At 39.4% G+C, this 26,230-nt stretch carries 26 protein-coding genes; 16 read left to right on the top strand and 10 right to left on the bottom strand.

The window, feature by feature from the left end; translation table 11 throughout:
- Window positions 1-3: 3 nt before the first annotated feature.
- Entirely contained in the window at window positions 4-774 is a 771-nt protein-coding gene (locus AC1M9F_RS04290) for a 2OG-Fe dioxygenase family protein (protein ID WP_481597154.1), read from the bottom strand.
- A gap of 97 nt (window positions 775-871) precedes the next feature.
- Here AC1M9F_RS04290 and AC1M9F_RS04285 point away from each other — a divergent pair, with 97 nt between their 5' ends.
- The 3 genes from AC1M9F_RS04285 to AC1M9F_RS04275 all read left to right on the top strand — a co-directional run bounded on the left by AC1M9F_RS04285 (window position 872) and on the right by AC1M9F_RS04275 (window position 4,535).
- Window positions 872-1,744 (top strand): LysR family transcriptional regulator, encoded by an 873-nt coding sequence (locus AC1M9F_RS04285; RefSeq protein WP_481597153.1) that lies wholly within the window; start codon window positions 872-874, stop codon window positions 1,742-1,744.
- A 155-nt stretch (window positions 1,745-1,899) separates the two neighbouring features.
- Window positions 1,900-3,054 (top strand): methionine aminotransferase, encoded by a 1,155-nt coding sequence (locus AC1M9F_RS04280; protein WP_481597152.1) that lies wholly within the window; start codon window positions 1,900-1,902, stop codon window positions 3,052-3,054.
- A 113-nt stretch (window positions 3,055-3,167) separates the two neighbouring features.
- Window positions 3,168-4,535, top strand: coding sequence for an MATE family efflux transporter (locus tag AC1M9F_RS04275; RefSeq protein ID WP_035264795.1), 1,368 nt, complete (start codon window positions 3,168-3,170; stop codon window positions 4,533-4,535).
- A 50-nt stretch (window positions 4,536-4,585) separates the two neighbouring features.
- Here the strand turns inward: AC1M9F_RS04275 and AC1M9F_RS04270 are convergent, their stop codons facing one another.
- A complete protein-coding gene (locus AC1M9F_RS04270; protein ID WP_035264797.1) occupies window positions 4,586-5,431 on the bottom strand; it encodes an SDR family NAD(P)-dependent oxidoreductase in 846 nt (281 codons plus the stop codon).
- 198 nt (window positions 5,432-5,629) lie between these two features.
- On the opposite strand from AC1M9F_RS04270, the gene AC1M9F_RS04265 reads away from it, so the two are divergent.
- The 3 genes from AC1M9F_RS04265 to phoR all read left to right on the top strand — a co-directional run bounded on the left by AC1M9F_RS04265 (window position 5,630) and on the right by phoR (window position 8,627).
- The gene (locus AC1M9F_RS04265) at window positions 5,630-6,316 is read left to right on the top strand and encodes a TetR/AcrR family transcriptional regulator (protein WP_481597151.1); all 687 of its coding nucleotides are present in this window, start codon (window positions 5,630-5,632) and stop codon (window positions 6,314-6,316) included.
- A 228-nt stretch (window positions 6,317-6,544) separates the two neighbouring features.
- Window positions 6,545-7,255: a phosphate regulon transcriptional regulator PhoB gene (gene phoB / locus AC1M9F_RS04260; protein ID WP_035264799.1), complete on the top strand. Its 711-nt coding sequence runs from the start codon at window positions 6,545-6,547 to the stop codon at window positions 7,253-7,255.
- A 10-nt stretch (window positions 7,256-7,265) separates the two neighbouring features.
- Window positions 7,266-8,627: a phosphate regulon sensor histidine kinase PhoR gene (gene phoR, locus AC1M9F_RS04255; protein ID WP_035264800.1), complete on the top strand. Its 1,362-nt coding sequence runs from the start codon at window positions 7,266-7,268 to the stop codon at window positions 8,625-8,627.
- Between the two features lie 40 nt (window positions 8,628-8,667).
- On the opposite strand, the gene asd is transcribed toward phoR, so the two are convergent.
- The 5 genes from asd to AC1M9F_RS04230 all read right to left on the bottom strand — a co-directional run bounded on the left by asd (window position 8,668) and on the right by AC1M9F_RS04230 (window position 13,946).
- Window positions 8,668-9,516 (bottom strand): archaetidylserine decarboxylase, encoded by an 849-nt coding sequence (gene asd, locus AC1M9F_RS04250; protein ID WP_035264801.1) that lies wholly within the window; start codon window positions 9,514-9,516, stop codon window positions 8,668-8,670.
- Entirely contained in the window at window positions 9,513-10,361 is an 849-nt protein-coding gene (locus tag AC1M9F_RS04245) for a sulfurtransferase (protein WP_035264802.1), read from the bottom strand. The genes asd and AC1M9F_RS04245 overlap by 4 nt, the downstream gene beginning before the upstream one ends.
- 111 nt (window positions 10,362-10,472) lie before the next feature.
- Window positions 10,473-11,675: a nicotinate phosphoribosyltransferase gene (gene pncB, locus AC1M9F_RS04240; protein ID WP_035264803.1), complete on the bottom strand. Its 1,203-nt coding sequence runs from the start codon at window positions 11,673-11,675 to the stop codon at window positions 10,473-10,475.
- Between the two features lie 113 nt (window positions 11,676-11,788).
- Window positions 11,789-12,292, bottom strand: coding sequence for an ankyrin repeat domain-containing protein (locus AC1M9F_RS04235; protein WP_481597150.1), 504 nt, complete (start codon window positions 12,290-12,292; stop codon window positions 11,789-11,791).
- A 139-nt stretch (window positions 12,293-12,431) separates the two neighbouring features.
- Entirely contained in the window at window positions 12,432-13,946 is a 1,515-nt protein-coding gene (locus AC1M9F_RS04230) for a catalase (RefSeq protein ID WP_481595702.1), read from the bottom strand.
- A gap of 233 nt (window positions 13,947-14,179) precedes the next feature.
- Here AC1M9F_RS04230 and dtd point away from each other — a divergent pair, with 233 nt between their 5' ends.
- On the top strand, window positions 14,180-14,620 hold the full coding sequence (dtd, locus tag AC1M9F_RS04225) for a D-aminoacyl-tRNA deacylase (protein WP_481597149.1): 441 nt from the start codon (window positions 14,180-14,182) through the stop codon (window positions 14,618-14,620).
- A gap of 92 nt (window positions 14,621-14,712) precedes the next feature.
- On the opposite strand, the gene AC1M9F_RS04220 is transcribed toward dtd, so the two are convergent.
- The 3 genes from AC1M9F_RS04220 to serB form a co-directional block, all read right to left on the bottom strand.
- Window positions 14,713-15,192 carry an SCP-2 sterol transfer family protein gene (locus AC1M9F_RS04220; RefSeq protein ID WP_092766561.1) on the bottom strand — a complete coding sequence of 160 codons (480 nt, stop codon included), beginning with the start codon at window positions 15,190-15,192 and terminating at the stop codon, window positions 14,713-14,715.
- Window positions 15,193-15,382: 190 nt separating this feature from the next.
- Window positions 15,383-15,697, bottom strand: coding sequence for a ciprofloxacin tolerance protein AciT (aciT, locus tag AC1M9F_RS04215; RefSeq protein ID WP_035264816.1), 315 nt, complete (start codon window positions 15,695-15,697; stop codon window positions 15,383-15,385).
- A 412-nt stretch (window positions 15,698-16,109) separates the two neighbouring features.
- Entirely contained in the window at window positions 16,110-17,330 is a 1,221-nt protein-coding gene (gene serB, locus AC1M9F_RS04210) for a phosphoserine phosphatase SerB (RefSeq protein WP_481597148.1), read from the bottom strand.
- A gap of 77 nt (window positions 17,331-17,407) precedes the next feature.
- Here serB and AC1M9F_RS04205 point away from each other — a divergent pair, with 77 nt between their 5' ends.
- The 9 genes from AC1M9F_RS04205 to AC1M9F_RS04165 all read left to right on the top strand — a co-directional run bounded on the left by AC1M9F_RS04205 (window position 17,408) and on the right by AC1M9F_RS04165 (window position 26,230).
- A complete protein-coding gene (locus AC1M9F_RS04205; RefSeq protein ID WP_092766563.1) occupies window positions 17,408-18,679 on the top strand; it encodes a hypothetical protein in 1,272 nt (423 codons plus the stop codon).
- A gap of 284 nt (window positions 18,680-18,963) precedes the next feature.
- Window positions 18,964-20,085 (top strand): bifunctional 3,4-dihydroxy-2-butanone-4-phosphate synthase/GTP cyclohydrolase II, encoded by a 1,122-nt coding sequence (ribBA, locus tag AC1M9F_RS04200; protein ID WP_035264829.1) that lies wholly within the window; start codon window positions 18,964-18,966, stop codon window positions 20,083-20,085.
- Window positions 20,086-20,109: 24 nt separating this feature from the next.
- Entirely contained in the window at window positions 20,110-20,580 is a 471-nt protein-coding gene (gene ribH / locus AC1M9F_RS04195; protein ID WP_035264832.1) for a 6,7-dimethyl-8-ribityllumazine synthase, read from the top strand.
- A gap of 3 nt (window positions 20,581-20,583) precedes the next feature.
- Complete coding sequence (gene nusB / locus AC1M9F_RS04190) at window positions 20,584-21,033, top strand: transcription antitermination factor NusB (protein WP_035264834.1); 450 nt, start codon at window positions 20,584-20,586, stop codon at window positions 21,031-21,033.
- A 12-nt stretch (window positions 21,034-21,045) separates the two neighbouring features.
- The gene (thiL, locus tag AC1M9F_RS04185; protein ID WP_481597147.1) at window positions 21,046-21,975 is read left to right on the top strand and encodes a thiamine-phosphate kinase; all 930 of its coding nucleotides are present in this window, start codon (window positions 21,046-21,048) and stop codon (window positions 21,973-21,975) included.
- A gap of 10 nt (window positions 21,976-21,985) precedes the next feature.
- Window positions 21,986-22,462 (top strand): phosphatidylglycerophosphatase A family protein, encoded by a 477-nt coding sequence (locus AC1M9F_RS04180; protein ID WP_081403227.1) that lies wholly within the window; start codon window positions 21,986-21,988, stop codon window positions 22,460-22,462.
- A gap of 26 nt (window positions 22,463-22,488) precedes the next feature.
- A complete protein-coding gene (gene glmU, locus AC1M9F_RS04175; protein WP_035264841.1) occupies window positions 22,489-23,853 on the top strand; it encodes a bifunctional UDP-N-acetylglucosamine diphosphorylase/glucosamine-1-phosphate N-acetyltransferase GlmU in 1,365 nt (454 codons plus the stop codon).
- 12 nt (window positions 23,854-23,865) lie between these two features.
- On the top strand, window positions 23,866-25,704 hold the full coding sequence (glmS, locus tag AC1M9F_RS04170; protein ID WP_481597146.1) for a glutamine--fructose-6-phosphate transaminase (isomerizing): 1,839 nt from the start codon (window positions 23,866-23,868) through the stop codon (window positions 25,702-25,704).
- A 61-nt stretch (window positions 25,705-25,765) separates the two neighbouring features.
- Complete coding sequence (locus AC1M9F_RS04165; RefSeq protein ID WP_481597145.1) at window positions 25,766-26,230, top strand: 2-thiouracil desulfurase family protein; 465 nt, start codon at window positions 25,766-25,768, stop codon at window positions 26,228-26,230.

Genomic DNA, 26,230 nt, shown 5'->3' with positions numbered 1-26,230 from the left:
TCATTATGCCTTTTTAAACGTGATCACTAATACATCTCTTAATCCAATATCACCCAACGTAAAATCATTGACTTTGATTTCCGTTACGCTGTGATAGACCTGATGATCATCCACAAGTGCGATATCTAAAAAATTTTCAAGCATAAATTCTGCTTTCAAATTCTTATTTAAGTCATAAATTCGGGTCATTCCACCCTGAACATTTTGACGGTTGATCATGGCCATTAAAACGAAATCCACCCCATCGCGATGTATCCCCTCAGGGGTTGGCTTACCACTATCGTTAAATTTTGCTTCAATGCGAAATTGATGCGCTTCGATAAACCAATTTTCAGTTTCAATTTCTGAAAAGGTGAGATATGCGAATTGTAGTAAATTTCTAAAAATTGGATTTTCAATTGTATTTTTATCAATCTCTGAAAAATATCTCGCAATTCCACGATTCAAAGTGTTGTATTCAATCGTCTGAAAATGAGGAATATAAGAATTTTTCAGTAAAATTTTATGCTTATCATTAATAGTAAAAGTTGCATGTTTTCTTGTTCGATATTTACCTTTATCCGACATAAATTGATCTAAATCTAGAGCGTTCCAACTGTCTATAAAATCACTGACATCTTGCTCATTAACATCGTGAAAATTATTATTTTTCTGTATTTCTTGGAATGTATTTAAATCAATAAACGCATAACCCTTTTTGATTATCTCTTTTGAATATGTGTATTCATCGAGATGCTGCTTGTTAAATGGACTGAATTTTAATATATTTTCCATTGTATTAGCTTTGTTTTGCTTTTGGTAATCTTAATTTTGAACAAAAGTTAAAAAAATAAAATCAATAAAATCGACTAAAAATATATGAGTTTTTGGAATGATAGAAAAAATATCTTTGAATTCACTGAAGTTTTTTTATTTTGTCGCTAAATACAGCAGTGTCACGATTGCAGCAAAGAAATTATTTGTTACGCAAAGTGCCGTCAGTAAGCAAATTTACAATCTCGAAGAAATATTAAATATCACATTATTTGAACGACGCAATAAAACCTTGATACTCACCAAAGAAGGAGAAACTCTTTTTCATTGCGCTCAGAATATTTTCAATCAATTGGATGATTGTTTAATTGGACTAACTCAAAATAAAAATGAAAACAAACAATTGGTACTGTCCTGTGAACCAACCATTTCGATGAAGTGGTTAATTCCACGACTTGTTGAATTTAAAAAACTTGGACATGATTTTGAAGTGGTTTTGCTCACAGGTGGTGGTATAGTCGACTTTGAAAAAGATAATATCGATATCGCAATACGAAGAAATGATTTTGAATGGGGATCGCATCTGTTTAGTGAGAAAATTGGCGATGAATATATTGTGGCAGTCCAAGCATCTCACCACCCTAAAACCAAAGAATTGTTAATTTCTAAATCACGCCCTTATTTTTCAAAAAAATTACACCAATTGGATGAACTCAAAGATATTTTGAAGAAACATTCCAAAATAGAATTAGAGCATTTTTACTTATGTTTAGAAGGCTGCTTGGCTGGCTTAGGAAAGACGATCATTTCTATCTACATGATTGAAAAAGAATTAGAGCTCAAGTCTGTAAATAAAATAACACCAATTCTTCAGGATGGTTCTGCCTATTATCTACTGTCCCATACTAGATTTATTGAAGATCCTCGGAAGATTATTTTTTTAAATTGGTTAAAAAATGAAATGAAGCAAAGTCAGATCAATCATTTTTAACATGAGATCACATAGATCATCTAAGGTTTTAAACTTAATTGAAGATCATTAGAATCTTATGAAAATTAAAACGAATATGTCGCAGATATTTGTATTTAGTGCAGGCATTTCAACTGCTAAACTACGAAGAAACGGGCTAAATATTACTATCCAGCATGATTAAAATTGAATCTAAATTACCAGACTTAGGTGTCACTATTTTTAGCGTGATGTCAGCACTCGCCCAAAAGTTGAACGCATTAAATCTTTCTCAAGGTTTTCCTGATTTTCCACCTCCTCCTGAATTAATTGCAGCTTTAGCTCAAGCCACACAACAAGGCTATAACCAATATCCACCTGGTGACGGTCTGCTGAGTTTAAGACAAAAAATTGCAGCCCAATTCTGCCAACGAGACCAAGTCGATTTAGACCCGATCAGCGAAATCACCATTACACCTGGTGCAACGACTGCAATTTTGTGTGCGATTCAAGCTGTTGTAAATGCTGGAGATGAAGTAATTATTTTCGATCCTGCTTATGATAGTTATGCACCTGCAGTGAAACTCGCTGGGGCGCAAGCGATCCATATCAACTTGGTACATCCAGACTTCCATGTTGACTGGAATGTGGTGAAAGATCGAATAAATGAACGAACGCGATTAATCATTGTAAATACACCACATAATCCCTCAGGTGCAATTTGGTCCAAGCAAGATTGGCAACAACTGATCGAGTTGATTCAGGATAAAAACATTTGTGTACTTTCTGACGAGGTCTATGAACATTTAGTATTTGATGGTCAACAACATTATTCTGCGCTTAGTTTTCCTGAACTTCGAGATCGTAGTTTTGTGATTGGTTCATTCGGAAAAACGTTTCATGTTACTGGTTGGAAAACTGGATATTGCGTTGCACCTCAGGCACTGATGAAAGTATTTCGTCAAATTTATCAATTTGCCAATTTCTGTGGTGTCCATCCGATTCAAGTCGCGCTTAATCAATTCATCGAACAACATCCTGAACATATTTTAGATCTCCCCAATTTTTATCAAGCTAAACGTGACTTATTCATCCATGGAATTCAGCATTCAAAATTTCAATATCTGCCGTCACCAGGAACTTATTTTCAAAACTTAGATTTCCGTACACTAAGACCTGAGCTCACAGATATAGAAATGTGCCAATATCTTGCAGAACAACACAAACTGGTAGCGATTCCTATATCAGTGTTTTATCAACAGCCACCTCAAGATCTGAAGCTCATTCGAGTCTGTTTTGCAAAACAAAAAGAAACCTTGCATCTTGCAGGAGAAATTTTAACGAAGGTTTAATCACAATAACGAAAAGAGATGCAACGGATTACTTTATTACTAAAGCAATTTGAATGATAAGGTGCTAAGGTCAATCCGTTGATATAGAAAACAATAATGGATAAGACTTATATATGGCGAGAACCTTACGGCCGATTGATGAACCTGGTTTCTGGAAAGTTTTTTTAGTTTTTTTAGTTCCGCTGATTGCAACCAATATCCTGCAAAATTTATCAGGCACAATTAATACGATCTTCGTCGGGCAAATGATGGGCGTCCAAGCAATTGCTGCTGTTTCAGTCTTCTTCCCTATTTTGTTCTGTCTCTTGGCTTTTGTAATTGGGCTTTCGGCTGGCTCGACGGTATTGGTTGGTCAAGCGTGGGGAGCACAAAATTTAGAAAAAGTTCGAGCAGTTGTCGGCTCTACTATTTTTATGACATTGATCGGCGGGACGATTATTGCCATTTTAGGTGTTCTATCTGCACGCCACATTCTTGAGGCCTTGGGCACAGACCCAAGTGTCATGCATTTATCTTTGCCTTATGTTCAATGGATGTTAGCAGGTAGCCCACTCCTCTTTATCTATATTATTTATACCTCTATCTTACGTGGTGTCGGTGATAGCATTACACCTCTCATCGCTTTGGGAATGACCAGTCTAATCGGGCTCTTTATTACTCCTGTTCTCATCGCTGGATATTTTGGATTTCCTCAATTGGGTATCATTGCACCCGCCATCGCTACGATTGTGGGTTATCTGGCCGTGCTTATTTTTCTGTACGTTTATTTAAATAAAAAAAATCATCCATTACGTCCAGATTTAGCAATGTGTAAACATGTACGCCACAATCCTGAACTAAGCAAGATTATTCTCAGGCTTGGCGTTCCTACTGGAATTCAAATGGTCACGACTTCTGTGGCAGGTTTAGTCATTGTCGGCTTGGTCAATCGCTATGGTTCAGAAGCAACAGCTGCTTATGGCGCAGTCAATCAGGTTTTGAACTATATCCAATTCCCTGCTCTGTCTATCGCAATTGCCGCTTCTATTTTTGGGGCTCAAGCGATTGGTGCAGGTAAAGCGGATTCTTTATCACGTGTAACTAAAACAGCACTGGGCATGAATTTTGTCTTTACAGGCGGGCTCGTAATCTTGGCTTATTTGTTCTCAAAATATCTCATGGCATTATTTATTACAGATGATAAAGTTGTGATACTCGGGCAACAATTATTGTTTATTGTGCTGTGGTCAATTTTATTTTTTGGCGCGAGTGCTATTTTCGCCTCAATTATGCGTGCAAGTGGCACTGTGACTATGCCAATGATCATCAATATTGTAGCCATACTCTGTATTGAACTCCCAGCAGCTTATCTATTTAGCGCATGGTGGGGGCTGGCGGGAATCTGGTACGCTTATGCTTTGGCTTTCGTTTGCTTATGTGTGATGCAAGGTTTGTATTATCAATTTGTTTGGAAAAAGAAAACTGTTCAAGTACTGATTTAAATTAAAATCAAGAAAATAAAAAACCCGCATGACGCGGGTTTTTTTAACGATTATTTAGAATCGAAACGTTTACTCATTTTAGTCGCAAATGCAGTCACTTTTTGATAGCCCGTTGGCATCACACGTTGCATTAAATCAATCACTTTCGCATCGTTACCAATCAGTAAACGACGGCGATCTTTTTGCACTGCTTCTAGAATTTGACGCGCTGCTTCTTCAGGTGGACAACGTAATAATTTATCAAATGTCTGTGCAGATTTCTGTGGATTCATGCCCAAAGATTTTAAACTGTCATTCATTTTTGCAGCTTTCGCAATATTGGTACGAATGCCGCCTGGATGTACGCAAAGCGCGCTCACACCCACATTTTCAATATCTAGCTCTTGACGAAGAGATTCAGTGAAACCACGTACAGCAAATTTAGTTGCATTATAAGCAGACTGAGTTGGTTGCGCAGTTAAACCGAATAGACTTGAAATGTTGATAATGTGTCCATCACCTGTTTTCTTAATATATGGTAAGAATTCTTTGGTGCCGTACACGACACCCCAGAAGTTAATGTTAACAATCCATTCCAACTCTTCGTATGTTGCGCCTTCAACGGTCGAACCCAATGCCACCCCAGCATTGTTGAAAATCATGTTCACTGAACCATGATTCTGTACAGTTTCAGCCGCCCATGCTTTAACTTCGTCACGATTCGCAACATCTACTTTCTTGGTTGTGACTCGTACATTTGCATTCTTCGTCAGTTCAACTGTTTCTGCTAAGCCCTTTTCATTTACGTCACTTAAGGACAAATGACAACCTTGCTTAGCCAGTAACACTGCAAGTTGTTGACCAATACCAGAACCTGCACCTGTGATTGCAGCCACTTTGTTTTTAAAATTTTTCATTGTGAATCCTTTTTTTGATTTTTATGCACCACAGCGTTGATCTGGGTCATTCATGTTCACTATAATTTTGACAATTATTATTGTCAATGTAACTATCGACCATTTTTATTGTTACTATAGGCCAATTTAGTATCTTTAGCTGATCAGTACTCTATACTGACCGCAGCATAACACTTTTATAAAAAGACTCGAATTGCTATGAACCCAGAGAACCTCACTCCATCAGAACACGAGCAAGCGATTGAAAAGCCTCCCGCAAAAGAGCGTCAATTTAAAGGGATGTCCTTAACTGAACGCAAACAAGCACGCCGTGAGAAACTTATTGAAGCGGGTATTGAAGCATATGGAACTCATGGTTTTTTCTCAGTAACCGTTAAAGATATTTGTACACAAGCGAAATTAACTGAACGTTACTTTTATGAATCTTTTAAGAAAAGTGAAAACTTATTCCAAACGATCTTTTTAGAACTGATTGAGAAGCTTCAACAAACATTAATGCAAGCTATTATGAAAGCCTCTCCTGAGCCTCTAAACATGATTGATGGAGGTCTAAATGCGTTCTTTAGTTTTTTAGAAGATGATCCGCGTACCGCTCGGATTATTTATATTGATGCAATGCTCGTCCAAGAACTTCATAATCATGCAACCATTCAAGAAACAATGGGCCGTTTCGACCGAATGATTCATGCCTTTGTCACATTAATGATGCCACATACCCATCTCACTGAAAAAGAGATCTCCTTGATTGCAACTGGTCTAAATGGCTATGTCACTCAAGTTGCTGTTCGCTGGGTAGTAGGTGGTTTTAAACTTCCACGTGCTGAGGTCGTTCAGGCATGTAAAACCGTTTTTCTCGCCCTATTGAATGATCTAATGAAAAAGTAGCATCAAATTAAGATGAAGAAATTGTGACAAATCGTAAGTAAATTTAAGATATTGATTTAATTTCAGATTAATAAATATCAATGAGACAAAATATCAGCCTAATTGTCACAAAACATTGCTATATTTAACTTCGATTTCCATCTTGCAATGATACTGTCATAATTAATCTTTGTAATAAGCCTGTCATAAATATAAAACGGTTCACCGTTCATCATAGGATATTGCGTTGTGAAAGATGACTACATTTTAATTGTCGACGACGAGCTCCCAATTCGGGAAATGATCCATACTTCTTTAGATATGGCAGGCTTTCAATGCTTGGAAGCAGAAGATGCGAAACAAGCACATCAAATGATTGTTGATCAACGTCCAGCGCTTATCCTACTCGACTGGATGTTACCGGGTGGCGTGAGTGGCGTAGATTTGTGTCGTCGCCTTAAGCGTGATGAAACACTTTCAGAAATTCCAGTCATTATGTTGACTGCGCGTGGCGAAGAAGACCATAAAGTTCAAGGTCTTGATGCTGGAGCAGATGACTATATGACAAAACCATTTTCAACACGTGAGTTGGTATCCCGTATTAAAGCGGTGTTAAGACGTGCAAATGCGTTAAATGGCGAAAAAACCATTGATGCAAATGGCTTAATTCTTGACCCAGTAAGCCAACGTGTCAGCTATAATCAAAATATTCTTGATATGGGGCCAACAGAATATCGTCTATTGGCATTCTTTATGACTCATCCAGAACGTGCCTATACCCGTGCTCAATTACTTGATCAGGTATGGGGTGGAAATGTGTATATTGAAGACAGAACCATCGACGTCCATATCCGTCGCTTACGTAAGGTGCTCGAACCTTATGGTGCAGACCGTTATGTTCAAACTGTGCGTGGTACTGGCTATCGTTTTTCAACACGAGCTGATGTTGCTTTAGGTTAATTTAGATTTTATGTACGAACCCTACCCCGTCCCAGAATTGGCACGTGAACATCAAAAGTTTCTATATAGCAGTTTATGGACTTTTGCCAAGCAAGACTTACGTTTACTGGTATTTCTACTGATTATTGCGGGCTGTATCGGGTTAGGGATTGGCTATCTTTGGATATGCTTAGGCATTGCCTGTCTCATATTTTTTGGTATCCAATTACGCTCATTATATTTAGTCAATGATTGGATTTCGAATCGTCCTTACGATGTACCACCAAATTTAAATGGAATCTGGGGGGCATTACTGTTCAATGTATATCGGGCTCAACGCCAAGAACGTATTGTTCAGTCTGAAATGGTTGGACTGATCGATCGAACTCAATCTTCTCTCGTGGCTTTATCAGAAGCGATTATTCTTACGGATGATTCCCATCAAATCGAATGGTGGAATCCTGCTGCGGAAAAGTTATTTGGCATTCAAGCTGTTGATCGTGGCCGCAACCTGCTCACGATTATTCGCCAGCCAGATTTTATTGAATATTTTCATAATACCCATCAAGCACCAGATGGTGTAAAAATTAAATTGGTGAACCATGATAATAAGTACGCGCAAATCAAACTGACTCGCTTTGGCAATGAAAGTCGCCTCTTAGTTGCGCACGACATTACGCGTATGAAAAATCTCGAGCAAATGCGTTCAGATTTTGTTGACAATATTTCACATGAATTAAGAACACCACTCACAGTGTTAAGTGGGTATATCGAAACATTCACAGATCAAGAAGATATCAATCCGCGTTGGAAACGTGCCTTTGAACAAATGCAATCGCAAACTAAACGCATGAATGCATTGGTCAATGATCTTTTGCTTTTGTCTCGTTTAGAAAATGAAAAACAAATTGCGAAAAATCAAATTATCGAAATGCCAAGTTTAATGAACCATCTGTTTGATGATGCGCAAGCTTACAATATTGATTATGGTCATACACTTAACCTTGATATAGACAGCCACTGTGACTTAATTGGTTCAGATATGGAATTGGCGAGTGCATTTAGCAACTTAATTACCAATGCCATAAAGTACACCCCGAAAGGTGGCACCATCACCATCGGCTGGCATGATGATGGAGAACGTGGCTATTTTTCTGTTCAGGATACTGGTATTGGAATTGATCCAAAACACTTACCGCGTTTAACTGAGCGTTTTTATCGTGTGGATAGTGCACGCAGTCGTCAAACAGGTGGTACTGGTTTAGGCCTTGCCATCGTTAAGCACGTACTTATGCAACATGGCGCACATATTGAAATCGAGTCGAAAGAAAACGAAGGCTCTACATTTATTGCCGTGTTTCCCAAAGAACGCTTGTATAAAATGCACGAATAAAAAAAGCGCCTTAGGCGCTTTTCTTATTCAAAAGATATACTCAAATAAGATGACCCAACGCTTCACCCATTACTACAGTTGAGTTCGCCTTAAATGCTTGGTCCCATTGCATTTTATCTTTCTCAAACAAAACTACAGCCGTTGAACCCAAATAAAAACGTCCGAGCTCATCACCTTTTTCAAGTTTCATCGCATGATGGTTCAGCTCTAAGCGACCTGTTGGTTTTACTTTACCTGTCGCAACAGTTTCAATTCCAGCAACAATCATTGCGCCAACTAAAACAACAGCCATACGACCAATATCAGTATCAAATAAACATACCATTCGTTCATTACGTGCAAACAAACCCGGAATATTTTCAGCTGTAGTTTGGTTGACTGAAAATAATTCACCTGGAATATATAAAGTTTCAGTCAATGTACCAGAATAAGGCATATGCACACGATGATAATCACGCGGTGATAAGTACACTGTTGCAAATTCACCATTTTTGAATGGTGCTGCCAATTGAGGATCACCAATTAACTTTTCAACTGAAAAGCTTTGACCTTTTGCCTGAAAAATATCGCCCTCATTGATTTTACCCAATTGTGAAATTGCACCGTCTGCAGGTGACACGACACTTTTAGGATTAGGATCAATTGAACGAACGCCTGTTTTCAAAGAGCGAGTGAAAAACTCATTAAAGGATTTAAATTTCAAGGCATTTTGTTGCTCAGCAATTGACATATCAATGCCATATTTTGCTTTAAATGCTTGAATGACAACATTCTTTAATACTGGGTTTTCACTAGCTGCGACTTTACCCACCAAACGGCTGAGTTTTTGTTGCGGGACGATTTGCTGCGCTTGAATAAATAGTTTCTTTTTTAAATTTGTCAGACTCACTCAGGTGACTCTCCAGTAATGATTGGACTGTCGAGGCGGTTGCCCCACTCGCTCCACGCACCATCATAAGCTTGGATATCCCAACCCAGTAATCGACCAATAATGTAAGCTAAACCTGAACGGTGATGAGACTGACAATATACGACGACTGGCTGATCAAATTGAAACCCCAATTGTTCTAAACGTTGTTGCGTGCGTTCTAAGGGGTGCAATTTTAAATGATTTTGACGATTAAGTGCAGTACTCCACTCAAAATGTCTAGCCGTTGGAATATGTCCACCACGACGTGCTGCGAGACGTTGCCCGGTATACTCTTCAGCCGTCCGGCAGTCCCATACTTGGCAAGTTTTATTTTCAATTTTTTTTATTAAATTTGAATAATCAATACGGTGTTGATCAACATTGGATGTCTCCACTTCAAAAAGACATGTGATTGGCTGAACCTCTTCAACTTCTGAAGACGTAGGATAGTTGGCGCCTAACCATGCATGAATACCACCATTTAATAAACTGGTGTTATAAAAACCCATACAGTGTAGATTCCAGATCAGTCTACCAGCCCATGCCCCACCTTCATCATCATAGACCACGACATGATGCTCAGGTGATATGTTTAATATCTGGACTAGCTGCTGAAGCCCTTCATCATCAGGCAATAAACCCGTAGCTTGTTCCTCTTGGCGCACTAAAAATTTTGGCTTCAGATGTATAGCATGCGGAATATGTAATTGCTCATAGACCGAACTTCGGGTCAAATCAACAATACGTAACTTTTCACTTCCTAAATGAGGAACAAGTTGTTCTGCTTCAATGAGCAGACCGAAATCAAAAGCGTTAGTGGTCATATTTATTGAATAGTTCTATTGGCCTTGTTCAAATCTTAGCACAAGACTTTTTCAAAATTATTCTGATTTTTTGCATGGTATTAGCAAAAAATCAGAAAAGGGAAATTATGATTAAGGAGACTCAACATCAAATACCTGACGCAAATATGCGAGGAAGGTATCATTATCAGTCATCGTTTTTCCTGGACTATCAGAGAGTTTAGCTACCGATTGACCATTGCATTCGACTAACTTTAAAACAATATTCAAAGCAGTTTGCCCCATATCATTGGTGAGGTTAGTACCAATCCCGAAACTGACTTGGAAACGATCTTTAAAATATTGATGCAAATCCCATGCCTTCTCTAAGTTTAGACCATCACTGAAAGTGAGCATTTTAGTTTTGCTGTCAATTTTTAATTTTTTATAATGTGCGTAGGCTTTATCGCCCCACTCATATGGATCACCACTGTCATGTCGTAGACCATCAAACAATTTGGCAAAATACAAATCAAAGTCTCTTAGGAATGCATCCATACCAACAACATCTGTCAGTGCAATGCCTAAATCTCCGCGATATTCCTGCACCCAAGTTTCAAGTGCAGCTTTTTGGAAATCACGTAAGCGAACATCAAGTGCTTGGAAAGCTTGTAAAAATTCATGCGCCATCGTACCAATGGGTGTAATACCCAACTGCTTTGCCAATAAAACATTACTTGTGCCACGAAAAATATGTGGTGCAGCCTTATTAAACTCTTCCACCACATGTTTCTGCCAGTCAAAACTATAGCGACGGCGTGTTCCAAAATCGGAAACAAGAAATGGTGGATCATTCGGTTGTTGACTACTTTCATAGTGTTTCAACAATTCAATTTTAGCTTTAAGACGGCGCTCTCCTTCTGCCAATACCTGCTCATCGCGAATACGACGAAAATAGAGTTCATTGACGATTGCAAGCACGAAAATTTCAAACATCATTGCTTGAACCATAGGTCCTTCGATACGAATATCTAAACGACCTTGATCATCGATACTGGCTTTAATAAAGCGGCGCTTAAGTTGGAATAATTCTAAATAGTCTACAAAATCACTTTTAATAAAGCGTAAACTTCTTAAATATTGTAATTCATCTTCTTTAAATTTGAGCTGACACAGTAAATCTAACTGTTCGTTCAGTTCCTCTAATATATCCACGAGTGGATAGGCTGTATCTTCAAGGTTACGACAACGAAATTGATAGACACTATCCGTTTGAGGAAATTGATGTAATACCACTTGTAACATCGTGAATTTATACAAGTCAGTATCAAGTAAGGATTGAATAATGGCAGACATATTATTTTTCAGTTTTTAGCAACTTATTGCATTAAAGCACATTTTGTTGCGATTCATAGCTCGTTTTAGTAATTGTCGAAGATTATTCGACTAATTACTAAAACTTAAACTGATTATTTTTTTGCATTGTCTTGACTATATGACTCAGTCAAAGCTTTCAATGCTTTATCTTGCCCAATAACTTTTGCGAATTCTTCTGTGGTCTTGTGTCCTGTCTGTTTCGCTTGAGCATCACAATCGACCTGGCGTAATTGTTTGGCAATCGACCATTCAAGCTTAAAGATAGCACCCATCAAAGCTGTATTACCCTTATTATCACGAGCACAGCGGTCTGCGCCGTTTTCCAATAGAGTCGTTACAATATCTTGATGACCATAGTAGGTCGCCATCATTAATGGTGTAAAACCAGCATGGTTTTTAATATTGACTGGAAAACCATGTTTCAAAAATTCATGAATAACTTCTTTGTTTCCTGTTTTCGCTGCTGCAAAAAATAAGTCAATCACTTCTTTCTGATCTGATTGTTGTGAGCTACTGACAGACGTCGTTTGAGCGTGAAGCATTACTGAACTTAAACTCAGTAAAGCGATTAATAAACTATATAAAATATTTTTCATTCTTCCCTCACCTGAGTTTAAATTCGATAACGAATGCCTGTAAAACTCCCCTAGGGTTGCAGGAAAGGAATTGAGTTTTACAGGACTTTTTTGAGGTGACACCTTAGACCCTAATCACCAATTCAAGGACTAATCTTGATTAGTCTTTTAAAGCTGCCGCTTTCGCTTTAACAGTCGCTAAGTTACCGTTTACAGCTTTAGTCATACGTGTGCCGTAATCCGCATCTGCTTTATAGAAATAAGACAACATGATGTGTTTAGTTTCTGAATCTTTTACGTTACCAAGATCAGCTGCTAAGTTCATAATGAGGTCAGATTTCTCTTTAGCAGAGTATGAACGGTATAAATCACCCGCTTGCTTAAAGTTTTGCTCTTTCACACCACGTTGCTGAACTGTGCCAGAAAGTGGAGTTTCAACAGCACGTGCTTTAGGAGTCGATGGTTTTGGCTCCATACGGCTTGGTTCATAGTTCACATTAGATGAAGTTGCACCAACATTCATATAACCGTCTTGGTTATTGTTGTTCACATTTACCAATGGACGGTTTACTGGAATTTGCTGGTGATTTGCACCCAAACGGTACATTTGTGTATCAGAGTAAGAGAATATACGACCTTGTAACAGACGGTCTTCTGATGGCTCGATACCTGGTACTAAGTTACCCGGAGCCATTGCCACTTGTTCCGTTTCTTGGAAGAAGTTTTTAGGCATACGGTTAAGCGTTAACGTACCTACTTTAGTTTCTGGAACTAAATCTGTAGGCCAGATTTTAGTTGGATCTAATGGATCAAAATCAAAGCTGTTTAAATCTTTAGGATCTAACACTTGGATATAAAGATCCCATTTCGGGAAGTTACCCGCGTTGATGTTCTTATAAAGATCATTCGTTAAGTGGTTGAAGTCTTTACCTTGTAATTCAGCAGCTTCTTTAACGTTTAGACCTTTAACACCTTGCTTAGAACGGAAGTTAAATTTAACGTATTTATATTCGCCTTTGTCGTTGTACAATTTGAATGCATGTACACCGAAACCGTCTTGTTCACGGTAGCTCGTAGGAACACCTTGGTTACCATATACATAAGTCAACATATTTGTTGCCCATGGCTGGCTAGACAAGAAGTCAAATACGCGATTAGCGTCTTGAACGTTGTCAATTGGGCTTGGTTTCATTGCGTGGATGAAGTCTGGGAACTTAATCGCATCACGAATGAAGAATACAGGCGTTTGGTTACCTACTAAATCCCAGTTACCTTCTTGAGTATAAAACTTAATTGCGAAGCCATGTGGGTCACGTAAAGTTTCTGGAGAATGCTTACCATGAATTACTGTAGAGAAGCGTAAGAATACTGGAGTTTTCGTACCTGCTTTGAAAAGTGAAGCAATAGTAAGATCTGATAAATCTTTAGTTGCAACGAATTCACCATAAGCTCCCGTACCACGTGCGTGTACAACACGCTCAGGGATACGCTCACGACCGAAACGTTGAAGTTTTTGAATCAACTGTACATCTTGTAATAATACAGAACCATTTGGACCTGCAGTGATTGAATTTTGGTTATCACCCACTGGTGCGCCGTTATCTTTTGTTAATGGTGCAGCTGATGCTGCTGTCGCAGTTGCAAGCATTGCAACCAACATTGAACGCTTAAACATCGTTTTCTCTCTCAAATTTACCTTTCCTGCAGGCGTAAATTACCTTCTTTAATAAAATTGGTAAAAAGGTTAATTTTTATCATTTCAATCGCTTTATTAGATCAAAGGTATATACTCAGATTAATTATTTTTTTATCAATAACTTATGAGGATAGATGACGACTTTATCCCTTTTCTTTTTTCCAATTTGATACAATTCATTTGAATTAAAAAACATCAAACTTGGTTGAATTATGCGTGCTTTACTCCAACGCGTCCTTGAAGCGAAAGTCGTTGTGGATGGTAAGATTACTGGTCAAATCGAAAAAGGGATTTTAGTTTTTATTGGTATTGGCAAAGAAGATAACTTTGAAAAAGGTAAGAAGCTCATCGATAAGATTTTAAAATACCGTTTTTTTGATGATGACCAAGGAAAAATGGGTTGGAATCTTAGCCAAGCCGGAGGCGGGTTATTATTAGTCTCGCAATTTACCCTGATGGCACAAACCCAAAAAGGTTTGCGTCCTGACTTCGGCCCTGCAATGCCACCTCTCGAAGCAAAAGAACTGTATGAACAGTTAGTTGAATACGCAAAATCTCAGTTTGAACATGTACAAACAGGAATCTTTGCAGCGGATATGAAAGTGCATCTCATCAATGATGGTCCGGTAACCTTCAATCTTGAAGTTGAATGACTAGAAAAGCCCTCTGATGAGGGCTTTTTCTCTTGCATTTAAATACTCATTTCTAGAATCAAAACGAGAAAAGTCCGTATGTAGGTGATGTATTACTTACCTGTCTTTTCTTTAATAAATTGACGAGCAAATTGTATTTTTTCTTTTACAGGTTTAGGAATTTTTGGTGGAATTAATTTAGCAACTTGGTTAAACCATACCAATAAGCTGAAATCACCTTCCATTTTAATACTGCCATTTTGCATACCCGTCATGAATGCAGTTGGATCACCTTTCATCAGGGTTTTAACACCTTGCTCGCTATCAGCAAACTGAAGTACGAAATCTGCTTTCTCTGCATCACCTGAAACAGAATCAATCTGACCATTGTTGACTAAAATCTGACGTGCAACACCTAGATCTGTACCAATTTGAATACGGAACTGACGATCATGAATTAACTCAATAAATTTTGGACTCGTACGTGACAATTGTTTCATACGCAATGCCAAACCTAACACCAAAAGGTCTAGTGGATCTGTGCTTGCATCAACGATAGGTAATTTCACAACAGGTATTGAAGATAGTTTCATGACAATTTAAGTCCGTTTTTTTAATATCAAAAATAATTGATTCATCCTAGCATATCTTATAAGTAAGGAAATGCAGCTTTGTTTAACAAAACGTATAGGCAAAAAAAAGGTATATCATTTTGATACACCTTTAAATATAAAATTGTTACTACGCAGTTTTGGTCTACATCTCATCTGTCATGCGCAGGATTTAATCGTCCTCATATACAGGAGTATGTTCAATATAACGACGATTTTCTAAAGCCTTTTGCGCACGACTATCTTCGCGAAGTAAGAAAGCCGTTAAAGCCACCATGGCTAAGCTAATCGCTGTTAAATAACTATATGCCAAGGACATGTCAAAGACGTGTTGAACACTATAACGAATACCTTCAAGTAAACCCCAGAAGACCATACCCGCCAACATAAACCCTAGCCAATGACGATAAGGTGAAAAGAATACGGCCGCCAATGCTACAGCGATCAGAGCAAATCCGAGTATCGTTGCAAAAGTTAAAGTGACCATAAAAATCTCCGTCAAAATTTAGATGTTTCAAATACTGCCTAATGGTGTTTCACAACAAATTAAATAACGCTTCACTTTCTTCAATGGTCTTGTTGGCGTCTATGAAAGCATTATGGTGAGTTTTTTTCAGAAAAAAAGACCTGATGCTTTTGTAAGCGACACATATTGTCGCAACATTCTTTTGTCATTACATTTTTTAAGATTAGACATTTTTCATAGAGTCAGAATCAGTCAAACTTGGCGTGTCATTACAAAAAAATACCTCGTAATTTTTTGTCAAAACATCTTTTTTTCGATGATGATCATCTGTTTTTTCGTCTGAACTTAACTGATTAAAATTTGTCTAAGAATGATTTACTTAGATAAAAAAAAGCGACCATTTGGTCGCCTTTTTAATAAGCTTTTTTTGATTTTAAGCTCGACTTAAATCTTTATCATGTACACCTAACAGGTACAGAACACCATCCAAACCAACACTTGAGATGGCTTGATTTGCATTTTGACGCACCAATGGTTTAGCACGGAATGCAACGCCCAAGCCCGCTATAGAGAGCATTGGCAAATCATTCGCACCATCACCTACTGCAATCGTTTGCTCAAGTGAAATGCCCATTTCATCCGCAATTTGGCCTAATAAAAATGCTTTACGAGCGCCATCCACAATATGCCCTTTAACTTCGCCAGTGACCTGCCCATCTTGAACATCCAAGATATTGGCATGAACTTCATCAATCCCAAGTTTTGCTTGTAAATATTCAGCGAAGTATTGGAAGCCACCAGATAAAATAGCCGTACGATAACCCAAAGATTTCAGGGTTGAAATAAGACGTTCTGCACCTTCAGTAATCGTTAAACGTTCTGCAATATTAGGCAATACAGAAGCATCCATACCTTTCAGTAGCGCCACACGCGCACGGAAACTGCTCTGAAAGTCCAGCTCACCTTGCATAGCACGCTCAGTAATTTCTGCGACTTGTGCACCGACACCTGCTTCAATTGCAAGCTCATCAATCACTTCTTGTTCGATCAACGTTGAATCCATATCAAAGCAAACTAAACGACGATTACGACGGTACGGCGTGTCTTCTTGTACTGCAACATCGACACTAAGGTCATTTGATAAACTTAAACATGCCGCTCGCATCGTTGCAGCATCTAACATCTGACCGCTCAAACCAAATTGCACACAAGCACGTTTTGGTTCATTTTCAAAATGATTCAACGTTGGGCGACCAGACAAACGAGTGACTGTTTCAATATTAAACCCTTGACTTGAAACAATATTAGTCACTGCTTGCAAATGTGCTGCAGTAAGTTCAGGTGCCAATGCCGTCACGATATATCGTGTACGTCCACCCTCTTTCACCCATTGCTCATAATCTTCTGAATCGATCGGTTTAAAGCGCACAGTAAGACCAATATCGTGTGCTAAAATCAGAATATCTTTCATGGCCAAAGCCGTTGCTGTCTGGTCTTCGGAAGCAACCACGATGCCGAGAGTCAATTGGTTATGGATAACTGCTTGTCCTACATCTAAAATTTGCAAAGAATGTACGGACAACACCTGCATCAATCGAGTAAACTGATTCGGTTGGTCAGGTCCTAAAAATGAAATAAGAATGATTTCTCGCATGAATTGACTCGGGTCTGAGCTACGAATATTGTAAGAATCATAATCGAAATTGAATTAATTTTCTTTGGAAGTTTACGTTGAATGCGCCTAGACAAGGGCTATTTGCTAGCCTGCTGATTGTAAGTTTTGCCTTGCATACCTTTTTATTGGTTATTGCAACGACACATCAATTAAATGAAAACCGTGCAAGCCAAGGTTTGCTAATGACGACTCAACTGGTCGCAGATAGCTTAACTGAACTTGAACCTGCCAATACTGTATCTCTTGCATTATTAGCCAACCGCTATGCAACGAATCCAAGTGTTGCATATATACGTATTCTTGGCACAGGAGATCAAGTTCTCGCGACTGCAGGCTTGTCTAAGACGCGTCAGGGTGAAATCTTCGTTCGAGATGCACTACAAAATGAAAAGAAAATTGGCAGTGTGGAAATCACATTGGTTAAACCAAGTATCGGTGAAATATTAAGAACACAATGGCTGGCGATCCTCTCGTCACTCTTTATTCATGGCTTATTATGGTTGGCTTATCGTGCCATTGCTCGCCCTACGCGTAGCGAATATCTTGCGAGATTAAATAATGAGTCCCGTTTACGTCATGAGATCAAGCTGCTCACTGAAGCATTAGAACTGGAAAAGAGTCAGCCTAAACAACCTCATACGCCAGAGCAAAATAAAGAACAAGCTGCAATTACGCCAAAAGTACCGACTCTGCAGTTAGATCAGGATGCTTTATCACTGAATATCCAATTTTATGATCCGAAACAATTAATTAATACGGTCAACAAATCTGTCTCTTTACCTTATTTTAATTTATGTCAAATTTTCTTAAATAAGAGCATCGAACTGTGTACAGCGCATTATCATTTGAATGTTGATGATATCGTTGTGAATCGTAGTTTTGATCAACAAGGCGCTGTCATCAGTATTTCTTCACTCAAGAATAACTCGATTGCTTGCATCTTAATGATTGGTTCGGTGTTTCAATTATTGTCAGAAGTACTCTATAAACGTTACCGTGAGGATAAACGGTTCGTATTGCAAACACGTTGTGCTGTAACCGCACCAGTGGAGGCAATGCAACTCGATTCAGTACAAGCGGCGGAAAGACTCACACATCACCTGATTGCGAAAGAAATGGCGCTATATTTGACCCACGATCAGTTAAAGCATATTGGTGAATGCTACCAATTGGTTCCGATGCCGAATCCAACCAGTGTGTTAACACGTCACGCTTTCATGATTAATGGTATGAACGAAGCCTGTGCCGAACTCGCACAAAATATCCGTACTGAGATTTTGAAAGGCAAAGCCCAAAGCTCCTCGACGGATCGTACAATCAGCTCTTAATTAGATTAAATTTTAATAAGTAAACCAGATTTGATGCTAAGTTAAATCTGGTTTTTCTTTTTAAAAGCTCACAGTCGTGAAAAGTTAGACTAAGCGTCTAGTTTGTATACAAAAGTGCTCTTTTGGTAATTTTATCTCTCTTTTCAATGTGCTATGAAGGTGTATGTTGGACTGTATTGAATGGTACAGTCATAAGCATAGGCAAACTGACTAAAAAAGCGTTAGACTATGGCGCAACAAATTTATTCAAATGTCAGAATGACATAACAAAAAGGTGAAGGTTGATGTCGCTCAATACTGTAGAAGAACTTGTAGCAGATATCCGTGCAGGAAAAATGGTCATCCTGATGGATGATGAAGATCGTGAAAATGAAGGCGACCTCGTTATTGCTGCAACGCACGTACGACCTGAAGACATTAATTTCATGATCACGCATGCTCGTGGCTTGGTTTGCTTAACGTTAAGTCGTGAACGCTGCAAACAATTAAATTTACCGTTAATGGTTGATGCGAATGGCGCTCAACACGGGACAAACTTCACGCTTTCTATTGAAGCTGCAAATGGCATTTCTACAGGTATTTCTCCAGCAGAACGTGCGCACACGATTCAAACAGCAGTTGCGGCACATGCAAAACCAGCAGATATCGTTCAGCCAGGCCATATTTTTCCACTCATGGCACAACCAGGTGGTGTGCTCCATCGTGCAGGTCATACCGAAGCAGGTTGTGATTTAGCTCGTCTTGCAGGTCTTGAACCAGCTTCTGTGATTTGTGAAATTATCAATGAAGACGGGACTATGGCCCGTCGTGCTGACCTTGAAATTTTTGCTGAAAAGCACGGTCTAAAAATTGGTACAATTGCTGATCTTATTCACTACCGTATGACCAATGAACAAACGGTAGAGCGTTTGGATCAACAAAAACTCGATACCGAGTATGGTACTTTTGATCTTTACCGTTATCGTGAAGTCGGGAATCCTGATATTCATTTGGCATTGGTTAAAGGTCAACCTGAAGAGGGTGTGACGACTGTTCGCGTTCATGGCTTCAATCCGGCGCGAGACTTATTAAAGCTTAATAAGCAAGATGGTGAAGCAGCTTGGAATTTAGATCGTGCTTTAAAAGAAATTGCTCAAAGCGATCGTGGTGTCTTGGTATGGATTGGACAACGTCAGCCGTCTGATTTAGGTCCAGCATTAGAAGCATTAACTGCGCCAAAACCAGCCAAGTCAAATGCTGCCTTATCGCAGCAATACCAAACCATTGGTGTGGGTGCACAAATTTTACGTGATTTAGGCGTACAGAAAATGAAGCTCCTGAGCTCACCTTTACGCTTCAATGCATTGTCTGGCTTTAATTTAGAAGTGGTCGAATACATCACAGCTGATCAGAGCTCTCATTCATAACTCTTATTAAATATCGAGGTTGCTATGGCGATTCGCCGTATTGAAGGTTTATTACATCTCGCGAGCGAAGATCGTTACGCGATTCTAGTTGGTCGTTTTAACAGCTTTGTTGTTGAACATTTATTAGAAGGTGCAATTGATACATTGCATCGACATGGTGTTAAAGACGATAATATCACTGTCGTTCACGCGCCAGGCGCTTGGGAACTTCCGGTTGTGGCGAAAAAACTCGCAAATTCTGGTAAGTTTGATGCTGTAATTGCACTTGGTGCAGTTATTCGCGGTAGCACTCCTCACTTTGACTTTGTTGCTGGTGAATGTGCAAAAGGCCTTGGTGTTGTTGGTTTAGAAGCTGGTTTACCTGTAATCAATGGCGTATTGACTACAGACAGCATTGAACAAGCCATCGAGCGTTCAGGTACAAAAGCAGGTAATAAAGGTGGTGAAGCTGCCTTGACTGCAATTGAAATGGTTAACTTGCTAAAGGCGATCTAAAGCATGTCGCAGACACTCCAAGCTACTTATGCAGCTAAACGCAAAGCACGTCGTTTTGCTGTACAAGGGATTTATGAATGGCAAATGAGCCACAACCCTGTGCATGAAATTGAAGCACGTACACGTGCTGAAAATGCCATGCATAAAGTGGATCTCAGCTATTATCACGAGTTGCTCACACAAGTGATTGCAAATCATGAAGCATTGGATGCGTTATTAATTCCAGTACTAGATCGTGAGATCTCGGCACTGGACGGCGTTGAATTAGCTACTTTGCGTCTTGGCGCGTATGAATTGAAAGAGCATCTTGAAATTCCATATCGCGTCGTTCTCGATGAAGCAATTGAATTGGCTAAACACTTCGGCGGTGCAGATAGTCACAAATACATCAATGGTGTATTAGACCGTTTGGCACAAAGCCTACGTGAAGCAGAAAAGCAACAAGCAAAATAAGTTGTTGTTGAAATGGCTGAGTTTTCTATTATTGACACCTATTTCAATCGACCGAGTTATTCTTCAGTCGATCTAGGTGTCGGTGATGACTCAGCCCTGCTCACCCCGCCTCCACAGCAACAATTGGTCATTTGTGCCGATACCCTCGTTGCTGGTCGACATTTCCCCATCGATACAGATCCCCATGCGATTGGATGGAAATCTGTAGCTGTGAATCTTTCAGACATTGCAGCCATGGGTGCAAAACCTCAAAGCATTCTCTTGGCATTGAGCCTACCCCAAATTGATCATCACTGGCTAAAAGGGTTTAGTCAGGGTTTGTATGATTGTTGCGATCAATTTGGAGTAAGTTTAATTGGCGGCGACACAACGCAAAGCCCACATCTCACATTATCAGTTACCGCTCTAGGCTGGGTGGATATTGGAAAAGCCGTGCCACGTTCTGGTGCTCAAGCAGGTGATTTAATCTGTGTATCCGGCACTGTCGGTGATGCTGCATTCGGATTAAAATATCCCGATCATGCTTTAAAAAAACGTCTCGATTATCCCACTCCACGTTGTGAACTCGGTCAAGCGCTTAAAGGATTGGCGCATAGTATGATTGACGTATCCGATGGTTTAGCACAAGATCTAGGACATATTCTCAAAGCATCTCATGTTGGTGCCGACCTACACTTAGATCAACTTCCACTTAGTCCTGCCTTACAAGCATTGCCCAATCAACAAAAATGGCAATTGGCTTTAGCAGGTGGTGATGATTATGAATTGTGTTTTACCATTCCTTCACCTGCCTTGGATGAATTAAAAGCTCGACACTGCGATACACCGATCACGGTGATTGGTGTCGTAAAAGAGACACAGCAATTAGATTTTTATCATTATCAACAACCACAAGAACTAGAATTACAGGGATATCAGCACTTTGCAAAAACAACCAATTAATTTTAAAACGATGACTTGGTCTGAACGTTTCATTGTTTTTTGTGGCGTTGGATTCGGTTCTGGTTTAGCGCCAAAAGCACCTGGTACTTTTGGTTCAGCTTTTGCCTTGTTGTTTATCCCTGCTTTCATGGCAATAGGTTTTTTGTATAGCACGATTGCCATAATCGTTATGTCATTGATTGGGATATATATTTGTGGAAGAGCCGCTGATATAATGCGCGTCCATGATGACGGACGAATTGTGTGGGATGAATTTGCGGGTCAATCGATCACGTTTCTCCCTTTAATCTATCTAGGCCTGATGAATTGGGTATGGCTTTTTATTGGTTTTGCACTTTTCCGTCTCTTTGATGTTTGGAAACCTTGGCCTATTCGCGTCATTGATCGTCAAGTCGACGGTGGTTTCGGCATTATGCTTGATGATCTGATCGCAGGTCTGTGGGCAGCACTTTGTATTATAATTTATCTCTATATTGATATGGCTTAAGCCAAGCTCCAAAGAAAGGATGTTGTATGTCAACCACAGTTGTTATTCTTGCTGCAGGTAAAGGGACGCGAATGCGTTCAAAACTACCAAAAGTATTACAACCTTTAGCAGGACGTCCACTCTTAGGGCATGTCATTGAAACCGCAAAAAAAATACAAGCTGAAAATATTATTACTATTTTCGGTCACGGCGGCGCTCTAGTTAAACAAGCATTTTCGACAGAAAATATTGACTGGGTTGAACAAGCTGAACAACTTGGTACAGGTCACGCTGTTCAAATGACCTTACCTGTATTACCCAAAGATGGTATTTCTTTAATTTTATCCGGCGATGTGCCTTGTATTACAGCCGATACATTACAAAAATTACTTGAAGCAACACAATCTAAAGGTATTGGCTTAGTCACACTTACACTAGACGATGCTTCAGGTTACGGTCGTATCGTGAGAGAAAATGGTAAAATCCAAGCCATTGTTGAACATAAAGATGCTTCTGAAGCGCAACGTTTAATTCAAGAAATTAATACTGGCATTTATGCAGTAAGCAATGCCAAATTGCACGAGTGGTTGCCACGTCTGAATAATAATAATGCGCAAGGCGAATACTATTTAACAGATATCGTAGCAATGGCTATTAACGATGGACTCGAAATTGCTTCAGTTGAACCTGCTTTAGCTTTCGAAGTTGAAGGTGTAAATGATCGTGTGCAATTGGCAGCATTGGAAAGAGAATACCAAAACTACCAAGCGAAATTACTGATGCAGCAAGGTGTACATTTGATCGATCCGAGTCGTTTCGATCTCCGAGGTTCACTCAAGGTTGGTCAAGATGTGCGTATCGATATCAATGTCATTATCGAGGGCGAATGTGAACTTGGTGACAATGTCGAAATCGGTGCAGGATGTGTAATTAAAAACTCCAAAATTGCTGCAGGCACGAAAGTTCAACCGTATAGCGTATTTGATTCAGCCATTGTGGGTGAGCAGACTCAAATTGGACCATTCGCACGTTTGCGCCCTGGTGCTAAATTGGCAAATGAAGTACACATTGGCAACTTTGTTGAAGTGAAAAACACCACCATTGGTTTAGGCTCTAAAGCCAATCATTTTACGTACTTAGGTGATGCTGAAGTGGGTGAGGGTTCAAATATCGGCGCGGGTACGATCACATGTAATTATGATGGTGCCAACAAGTTTAAAACGATCATTGGTGACCAAGCCTTTATAGGTTCAAACAGCTCTTTAGTCGCGCCGGTTAAAATTGGTAATGGTGCAACAGTTGGTGCTGGATCGACGATTACTCGTGATGTGGATGATCATAGTTTAGCCGTAGAACGCTCTAAACAATTTGTGAAAGACAATTATCCACGTCCACAAAAGATTAAGAATTAAGGGGATTACAATATGTGTGGTATCGTCGGCGGTGTAGCAGAACGAAGCATAACGAATATTCTAATTGAAGGCTTAAAGCGTCTTGAATACCGTGGTTATGACTCAGCGGGATTAGCTTTAATCAATGCAGGTCAAGTTTTACGTGAACGTCGTGTCGGTAAAGTTATCAACCTTGAAGAAGCGGTTTCAGAAGCAGCAATCACTGGCGCGCTTGGTATCGCACATACACGTTGGGCTACTCATGGCAAACCTACAGAAAATAATGCACATCCGCATATATCTGGTCAAGTCGCTGTGGTACATAACGGTATTATTGAAAATTACCAAGAGCTTAAAGATGATCTTGAAGCATTAGGATATGTGTTTACATCCCAAACAGATACTGAAGTTGTTGCACACTTAGTTCACGATGCACTGAAGTCTGCTCCTAACCTGCTTAAAGCCGTTGAACAAGTTGTGCCTCAACTCAAAGGTGCATTTGCACTCGGTATCGTACATACAGATTACCCAAATGAATTGATCACTGTTCGTGAAGGTTCACCGCTCGTGATCGGTGTGGGAATTGGTGAGAACTTTATCAGTTCTGATCAATTGGCCCTATTACCGATTACCAATCGTTTTATATACCTTGATGAAGGTGATATTGCGCGTTTAACACGTGATACGATTGAAGTCTATGTACAAGGTGAGCGCGTTGAACGCCCTGTCAAAGAACTTGATGCGACAGTGAGTAATGCTTCAAAAGGTGAATATAAGCATTACATGCTGAAAGAAATTTATGAGCAACCTGAAGCGATCAAGCAAACCATCTCTCAAGCCTTAAATGCCGATCACTTACGTGATGATTTTCTTGCAAATGCTGTAGAAGATTTTTCTCAGATTCAGCAAGTTCAAATCATCGCTTGCGGTACCAGTTACCATGCAGGCATGATCGCAAAATATTGGTTTGAACAACTGATTGATGTACCTTGCCAAGTTGAAATTGCAAGTGAGTTCCGCTATCGCACTCCAGTCATCGTGAACAATACACTCTATGTGTGTATTTCTCAATCAGGTGAAACTGCCGACACATTGGCTGCTCTTCGTGATACACAAAAACGTGCCAAAGCGAAAAATATTAATATCACTACGATGACGATCTGTAACGTTGCAACATCTTCCATGGTGCGTGAAACAGATTACAGCTTATTGACATTAGCAGGTCCAGAAATTGGGGTTGCGTCGACCAAAGCATTCACCACACAACTTGCTGCCTTGATGCTTCTCGTGCTTAAGTTCGGTCAAGTTAAACAAACGATTTCTAATAAACAAGTAACAGAAATCATTACTGGATTGTGGCATACACCTAAAGTGATTCTTGACACATTACAATGTGATAAAGAAATTTTACGCCTATCTGAATTGTTTGTTGAAAAACAACATTGCCTATTTTTAGGTCGTGGAACACAGTTCCCAATCGCGCTTGAAGGAGCGCTTAAACTGAAAGAAATTTCATATATTCATGCTGAAGGTTATGCAGCTGGTGAGTTGAAACACGGCCCATTGGCCTTAGTTGATAATGATATGCCTGTTGTCATTCTTGCTCCTCAGGATGACATGCTTGATAAGCTCAAATCAAATATGGAAGAGGTTCAAGCACGTGGTGGTGAGCTGTTTGTATTTGCAGATGAAAATAGTGGCATTAAGGAGAAAGAGCGCCAACACGTCGTTCAAGTTCCGAGCGTTTCAGCACTATTATCACCAATCGTATACAGTATTCCTGTGCAGCTTTTGTCTTATCATGTCGCTGTACTACGTGGTACCGATGTAGATCAGCCGCGTAACTTAGCAAAGTCAGTTACGGTTGAATAATTCAATTTGATCTACACTTAAAAAGATCGATAATGAAAATTATCGGTCTTTTTTTTATCAAATGAAATATCTTATCAGTGCATGTTTAGTCGGACATCCAGTTCGCTACGATGGTCAACATTGCCTTCAAGAAAAAATTAAAACGCTGATTGATGCCGATCAGGCCGTCGTAATCTGCCCTGAAATTTCTGGAGGACTTAGCACTCCCAGAGCCCCTGCTGAAATTCAAAAAGGAACAGGCTCCGATGTTTTGAGTGGCCATGCAAAAGTATTTGATCTTTCGGGAAAAGATGTTACCGAAGCATTTATTTTAGGTGCCAAACAGACCTTAGCTTTTGCGAAAAAACATGGGATTACTCATGCGATTTTGAAAGCTAAAAGTCCATCATGTGGTTTTGGTCAGATTTATGATGGCTCTTTTTCGGGGTCAAAAATAAATGCGGACGGTGTTACAGCAGCGCTTTTAAAGCAACATGGTATTCACATCATGACTGAAAAAGAATTTCTAGATCAGTTAATGAAATAA

The organism is Acinetobacter sp. ANC_7504 (genome assembly GCF_056779995.1).
Note: the sequence above shows the minus strand (reverse complement) of the source record. Positions and strands in the feature narration are given on the sequence as shown.

Bases quoted from the DNA above. Each gene is read 5' to 3' on its own strand.
- AC1M9F_RS04290 (WP_481597154.1), bottom strand. From the start codon at position 774: ATGGAAAATATATTAAAATTCAGTCCATTTAACAAGCAGCATCTCGAT.
- AC1M9F_RS04285 (WP_481597153.1), top strand. From the start codon at position 872: ATGATAGAAAAAATATCTTTGAATTCACTGAAGTTTTTTTATTTTGTC.
- AC1M9F_RS04280 (WP_481597152.1), top strand. From the start codon at position 1,900: ATGATTAAAATTGAATCTAAATTACCAGACTTAGGTGTCACTATTTTT.
- AC1M9F_RS04275 (WP_035264795.1), top strand. From the start codon at position 3,168: ATGGCGAGAACCTTACGGCCGATTGATGAACCTGGTTTCTGGAAAGTT.
- AC1M9F_RS04270 (WP_035264797.1), bottom strand. From the start codon at position 5,431: ATGAAAAATTTTAAAAACAAAGTGGCTGCAATCACAGGTGCAGGTTCT.
- AC1M9F_RS04265 (WP_481597151.1), top strand. From the start codon at position 5,630: ATGAACCCAGAGAACCTCACTCCATCAGAACACGAGCAAGCGATTGAA.
- phoR (WP_035264800.1), top strand. From the start codon at position 7,266: ATGTACGAACCCTACCCCGTCCCAGAATTGGCACGTGAACATCAAAAG.
- AC1M9F_RS04245 (WP_035264802.1), bottom strand. From the start codon at position 10,361: ATGACCACTAACGCTTTTGATTTCGGTCTGCTCATTGAAGCAGAACAA.
- pncB (WP_035264803.1), bottom strand. From the start codon at position 11,675: ATGTCTGCCATTATTCAATCCTTACTTGATACTGACTTGTATAAATTC.
- AC1M9F_RS04235 (WP_481597150.1), bottom strand. From the start codon at position 12,292: ATGAAAAATATTTTATATAGTTTATTAATCGCTTTACTGAGTTTAAGT.
- AC1M9F_RS04230 (WP_481595702.1), bottom strand. From the start codon at position 13,946: ATGTTTAAGCGTTCAATGTTGGTTGCAATGCTTGCAACTGCGACAGCA.
- dtd (WP_481597149.1), top strand. From the start codon at position 14,180: ATGCGTGCTTTACTCCAACGCGTCCTTGAAGCGAAAGTCGTTGTGGAT.
- AC1M9F_RS04220 (WP_092766561.1), bottom strand. From the start codon at position 15,192: ATGAAACTATCTTCAATACCTGTTGTGAAATTACCTATCGTTGATGCA.
- aciT (WP_035264816.1), bottom strand. From the start codon at position 15,697: ATGGTCACTTTAACTTTTGCAACGATACTCGGATTTGCTCTGATCGCT.
- serB (WP_481597148.1), bottom strand. From the start codon at position 17,330: ATGCGAGAAATCATTCTTATTTCATTTTTAGGACCTGACCAACCGAAT.
- ribBA (WP_035264829.1), top strand. From the start codon at position 18,964: ATGTCGCTCAATACTGTAGAAGAACTTGTAGCAGATATCCGTGCAGGA.
- ribH (WP_035264832.1), top strand. From the start codon at position 20,110: ATGGCGATTCGCCGTATTGAAGGTTTATTACATCTCGCGAGCGAAGAT.
- nusB (WP_035264834.1), top strand. From the start codon at position 20,584: ATGTCGCAGACACTCCAAGCTACTTATGCAGCTAAACGCAAAGCACGT.
- thiL (WP_481597147.1), top strand. From the start codon at position 21,046: ATGGCTGAGTTTTCTATTATTGACACCTATTTCAATCGACCGAGTTAT.
- AC1M9F_RS04180 (WP_081403227.1), top strand. From the start codon at position 21,986: ATGACTTGGTCTGAACGTTTCATTGTTTTTTGTGGCGTTGGATTCGGT.
- glmU (WP_035264841.1), top strand. From the start codon at position 22,489: ATGTCAACCACAGTTGTTATTCTTGCTGCAGGTAAAGGGACGCGAATG.
- glmS (WP_481597146.1), top strand. From the start codon at position 23,866: ATGTGTGGTATCGTCGGCGGTGTAGCAGAACGAAGCATAACGAATATT.
- AC1M9F_RS04165 (WP_481597145.1), top strand. From the start codon at position 25,766: ATGAAATATCTTATCAGTGCATGTTTAGTCGGACATCCAGTTCGCTAC.